The organism is Adlercreutzia sp. CNCM I-6207, assembly GCF_977072305.1.
Genome location: NZ_CDRVLZ010000025.1, coordinates 21,939 through 27,069, shown reverse-complemented (window position 1 = coordinate 27,069; position 5,131 = coordinate 21,939). Strand labels below are relative to the sequence as shown.

Annotated in this window: 3 protein-coding genes; all 3 read right to left on the bottom strand. The window is 54.5% G+C overall.

From position 1 onward, the window contains the following. Nucleotides 1-160 precede the first annotated feature (160 nt). Nucleotides 161-1,294: a dTDP-4-amino-4,6-dideoxygalactose transaminase gene (rffA, locus tag ACW4QM_RS10760; protein WP_114539812.1), complete on the bottom strand. Its 1,134-nt coding sequence runs from the start codon at nt 1,292-1,294 to the stop codon at nt 161-163. Next, nucleotides 1,294-4,194, bottom strand: coding sequence for a YfhO family protein (locus tag ACW4QM_RS10755; protein ID WP_173113608.1), 2,901 nt, complete (start codon nt 4,192-4,194; stop codon nt 1,294-1,296). Before ACW4QM_RS10755 ends, rffA begins: the two co-directional genes overlap by 1 nt. 101 nt (nt 4,195-4,295) lie before the next feature. Then, nucleotides 4,296-5,131: L,D-transpeptidase family protein (locus ACW4QM_RS10750; protein WP_451918267.1), on the bottom strand; the 836-nt coding region annotated here is incomplete at its 5' end.

Genomic DNA, 5,131 nt, shown 5'->3' with positions numbered 1-5,131 from the left:
CAAAGTGGAAAGGGTGCTCCGCCATTTGTTCATGGCCGACGCGAGTTTCCGCAGCTCGAGGAAGCGAGATAATCCCTATACTGGTTGACTGTCAAAATTTACTTTATTTACGCCTGATTGAGAATCGTCAACACTCCCACACACCGTACAAGGCTGGAAGTTACTTGCCGAAGTACGCCCGCACCACTTCGATAACCCGAGCACGATCCCCATCGCTCATTCCGTAGTAAAGCGGAAGACGAACCAGACGCTCGCTCACTTTTGTCGTGTACACGTCTTCGCCGTGGAACAATCCGAACCGCTCTCCTGCTGGCGCGCTGTGCAGAGGCACGTAATGAAAGCAGGCCTGCACGCCGCCCTCTTTGAGGAAACTGATGAAACTTGTCCGGTCTTCCAATGTCGGAAGCAGAAGATAGTACATGTGGGCATTCTGAACGCGATCGTCCGGAACGACCGGCAGTTCAACAAGACCTTCTGCCGCTAAGTCGGCAAAAGCATCGTTATAGGCATGCCAGGTAGCCATACGGTCATCGTATATGGTTTGAGCCGCCTCAAGCTGGCCCCAAAGGTAAGCGGCATTCATGTCGCTGGGCAAATAGCTCGACCCCTTATCGACCCACGTGTACTTATCCACCTGACCGCGCAGGAAGTTCGAGCGGTTCGTCCCCTTCTCGCGAATAATCTCGGCTCTCTCGCAATAGGCCGGATTATTGATGAGCACGGCACCGCCCTCTCCCATAGAATAATTTTTCGTCTCGTGGAACGAATAACACCCAAAGTCTCCGATGGTACCGAGTGCCTTCCCCTTGTAGGTGCTCATAACACCCTGGGCGGCATCTTCAACCACGAGGAGACCGTGAGCCTTTGCGATAGCCATGATTTCGTCCATGTCGCAGGCAACACCCGCATAATGGACGGGCACGATAACTCGAGTCTTTTCGGTGATGGCCGCCTCAATGGCAGCAGGATCGATATTCTTCGTGTCGGGTAGGATATCGACGAACACGAGTTTCGCCCCCATGAGAACAAAAGCCGTCGCCGTACTCGAAAAGGTAAAACTTGGCAAGATCACTTCGTCTCCCGGCTCAAGATCACAGAGCATGGCGGCCATCTCGAGCGCCGTCGTTCCGCTAGTGGTAAGCAAAACCTTATCGGCACAAAAACGTTCCTCGAGCCATGACTGGCAGCGTTTCGTGAAAGGGCCATCGCCGCATATCTTATGGTTGTCTTCGGCCGACTGCCGCACATACTCCATTTCCGTACCGACATAGGGCGGAACATTGAAGTCAATCATCAGATAGGCTCCTTTTCAGCTATCCCTCTTAGATTCGTCCCCGTCCGCCGACGACGAATCCATCCCAACTCGAACGTGCCCAACAGCACGACAGTAGCTCCCGTACTCGCCAGCCCCAAATCGAGCCCTGGCGTTACATAAGAGAACCGCAGCTCATGGCCTTCGCCATCTACCTCGACAGCCATGAAGCCGACGTTCGCTTTCAGTATCTCGACTGGTTCTCCGTCCATCGTAGCACTCCAGCCCCCCGAATACGGGACAGATACGAATACGTAGCGCGATTTCTCCCGATTCGCTCGCGCAGCGGCCGAATCAACAGCCCCCACGGAAACCGTCATAGCATCGTTTTCGAACACCACCGATGCGGCATTTCCCTCTCGCAGACGCTCTGCGTTCTCGCGAATAACTTCGACAGACTGAGTCGCGCCATAGAGTTCGGCAAACTCGTAGACCCCTACGCCGCCAAACGTCACCGTAATCGAAGCGACGGGATCATCGCCGGCGCCGAGATTCACGGCCCAGTCTTCCTTTCCCGCATATTTGGGACTAGCGCTTGTGGCTATTTCGAAAGAGCTTTCCCGAACCCCATCCGAAACCGTAACCCAACACGTCTTCGCTGGGGCGAAGGAGGGATTCGTGACAAGGTCAGCGGAAGCGAGTTGCGGTTCATCGGCAAGACGCTCCGCATCCGAAACAGGCAATGAGCGGAAACGCAGCCCTTCGAAGCACAGGTACGTCTCGCAACCAGCGCGCCCGCTGAGAGAAAACGTCACCGAAGCGTTCTTTTTTGTGACCACGATGCGTCCATTCTGGACGGCGGCCCCCTCAGCCTCTACGACACCAAGACGCTCTCGCTGCGTATCAAGCTGCGGAACTGTACCTTCTGCCTCATCCACCGCCAGAACAAGCGCTCGAGTAAGAAGCTCCTGGCGTTGAACCAAATCGAGTCCCTCGTAATCTTTCTGCGTGACAGTCGAATCGTAGGTAAAAGCAAGGGGAAGAGCCCGGTCGGTCTCGTACAGCTCGTAGGACAATCCGTTATGAGCCTCCCCCAAGTCGGCTATCTTCACATAGCCGTCAGGAATCAAATCGGCGGCTTCGGTGGACGAAATGTAATATTTGGCCCCGAGCACGTAATCGAGGGCCGCTCGCTGGCGCGTTCCGTCGAACATCGTGCTTTTCACATCGTCCGACAACCCCATCGATTGGCGAAAATCATCGACGGCCTGATTGTAAAAGCTCGAATAGAAGTCGAAACCTTTATAACCGTGCACAAAGCTGCCATTGCGCCCATAGGTGGTATCGGTTCGATTAATGCGATAGGCATCGTCAAGTTGGTCGAGAGCCGGAGAGAGGTCCAGCTGCTCTCGCGTACCCCACACATGACCCGTCCGGATGAATTCCTTGTAGTAGGAACTGCCGAGCGGACTCATGAAAAGACCGACGTGAACCGTGGCATTGGCAACGACGGCAAGAATAAGCAAAGCACGCAAGCAGCGTTCAGTCAAAACCCGAGGCAAAGACGGCGAGGAACCCGCAGCGCGTCGACGGAAAAAGGCCCACAGGGCCAATGCTCCGTAAATGCCAGCAAACATGACCACTGTAGCAAACCCCAGCAGTGTCCCCTCTTTGAACGCGTAAGCCAAGGCCCAAACAGCCACTACGGTAACAAGCGCGGTAAGTCGCCTCCATTGAAGCGCCGAAAAGCGAGGGATTGCGGGCACCAAGAGCACAACCGCGTACGCTGCGCAAAAGCCAAAAATAACCTCCCATCGATCCGTGGGGTAACCAAAGCCGTTGAAAACCGAGCCAACCTTCGCAACAAGAGCACCGATGAGGCACAGGGCGATCCCGCACCCCCATGCCCGTCGCTCGCGTTCATCCATCGAGCCCCGTGCGACAAAAAGAGCCAAAATCGCAATAACCGGAATCGCTCCCAACACCGAAGCGTTCTGGGCCTCGTGGTTGCCCAAAAGCACACTGGCAAAACTCTCGTAGAAATCCGCCGTCTGGAAGAAGGCGATCTCGCGCACAATGCCAACGCGGCCCATGGAGGTAAGAGTGATGAACATCGGTATCGTCGAAAAACCGACCAATGCGAAGCCGGCAAGGAGGCAAAGGGCAAATTTGCCCGCCAATAAAGCGAAATCCCCCACAGATCGCTCGCGAGGGTAGACAAAATAAGTTATAAGGCAGTACGCAAGCAAGAAAAGACACGTCATGTAAGCGAAATAAATCGAGTACATGAAAATGCCTGCCACGGAGGCAATAAGCAGAAGCGGGTTCTTGCCTACGAACAGCTTATCGGCGCCCATGAACACGAGCGGAAGCAATATGGCGAAATCGATGAAATTCGGGTGACGCAAAACCCCCCAGAACAGCACATATCCGCAGAGCACGTAGCAGAGCGCGCCCACGAGCGTCGCCCCTTTGCCTTTGCCACGGCTAAAGCAATAGAAGGAAAAAGTGAGGGCCGCTAGATAGAACCTTAAGAACACAAGAGCATCGTAGAGCCACTCGGATGCTTCTGGCGGGCACAAAGCCGCAAGAAAATTAATCGGCTCGTTGGAATTTCCCGATGCCGTAATAAGCCAGTCTGCGCCAAAACCGATATCGAACGAGTACAGCGGAACCGTCAGATCCCCTGCCAAGAGCGACGCAGCAATATCTCGTAACCACTCCCCTTCTGCAACCATAAAGGGGAAATACAGCAGACGCCCGTCAGTGTCCCAAACAAGCGAGCGCCCCGCCATGATTAGCGTTAGCGTCACGCCCGCAAAGGCTACCGCACAAACCCCTAAAAGAACGAGAGCATACCGTCCCTTGCGAGTCGTCTCCGCAAGGGGGTGACCGAAATAACCTTTTTCACCATGGCGATCTTCTGTCTCTCGCTCGACCATAGGACCATCCGTTCTTCGTCTTCGGGACGTCATGAAAAAGTCCGGAAGATCGACGTCGACCTCCCGGACCTTACCGATACTCCCGCCCTCCTGAAGGAATGCTAATAGGATACCACTCGCGTGCCGCGAGGAATATTGTTATATATCCATCTTGCGCATTCGATGTCAAGACGCACGCACCCATGAGAGGCGGAGATGCCCAGACGGCCATCCTGAATGTGCGACATGCTTCCTGGCTGGTACAACACCGAATGGAACAGATAGTTGCCGTAGAACTGTGTCCAGTACCAGCAGGTATAACCGGAGCCGAACGACTTACCGCGAGACCCTACGGTAAAGGTCCCCTTGACGGTTGGGGAGCTAGGGGCGCCCGTTGTGCAATCCCAATACCACACCGGTTCCCAATTATAGCTACTTCCACGGAAGACACCCACTTTATGCGTGCGGCTATTAACTAAGATAATGTAATTGGTATTGCTGTAATAGTTCTGAGCCTTGTTCCACATGGCCAGCTGACCGGCAGGCAGAGTGACAGGCTTCGTGCTCGTTTCCCCATTGCTGTCGAAAACGTAGCGGTAACCACCGATGATCTGGGTTCCGAAAGCTTGCTGGCCATTGCTGTAGAAGTACGACCACTTCTGCACGCCGTCCCACTTCAGCCAGCCTGTGTGCATCTGGTAATCCGAGTCGAAATAGTACCAATGACCATCAATCTTTTGATGCCAGCGAACCGCTTTCCCGTCAGACCAATCGAAGTAATACCAAGCACCATCAGACTGAACCCAGCCCCCTGTCTCTCGACCTCGAGAATCATAGTAGCTTTTCGTGCCATCTTTCCAGGTAACAATGCCCTTCGTCATTCGAGAAGCAGAGTCGAAATAGTACCAGCGACCGTCCAGCTTCTGGCTCCATCGCAGGCTCATGGCCGTGGACGGGC

Excerpts from the sequence above, each read along its gene's own strand:
- rffA (WP_114539812.1), bottom strand. The coding sequence starts at position 1,294 with ATGATTGACTTCAATGTTCCGCCCTATGTCGGTACGGAAATGGAGTAT.
- ACW4QM_RS10755 (WP_173113608.1), bottom strand. The coding sequence starts at position 4,194 with ATGGTCGAGCGAGAGACAGAAGATCGCCATGGTGAAAAAGGTTATTTC.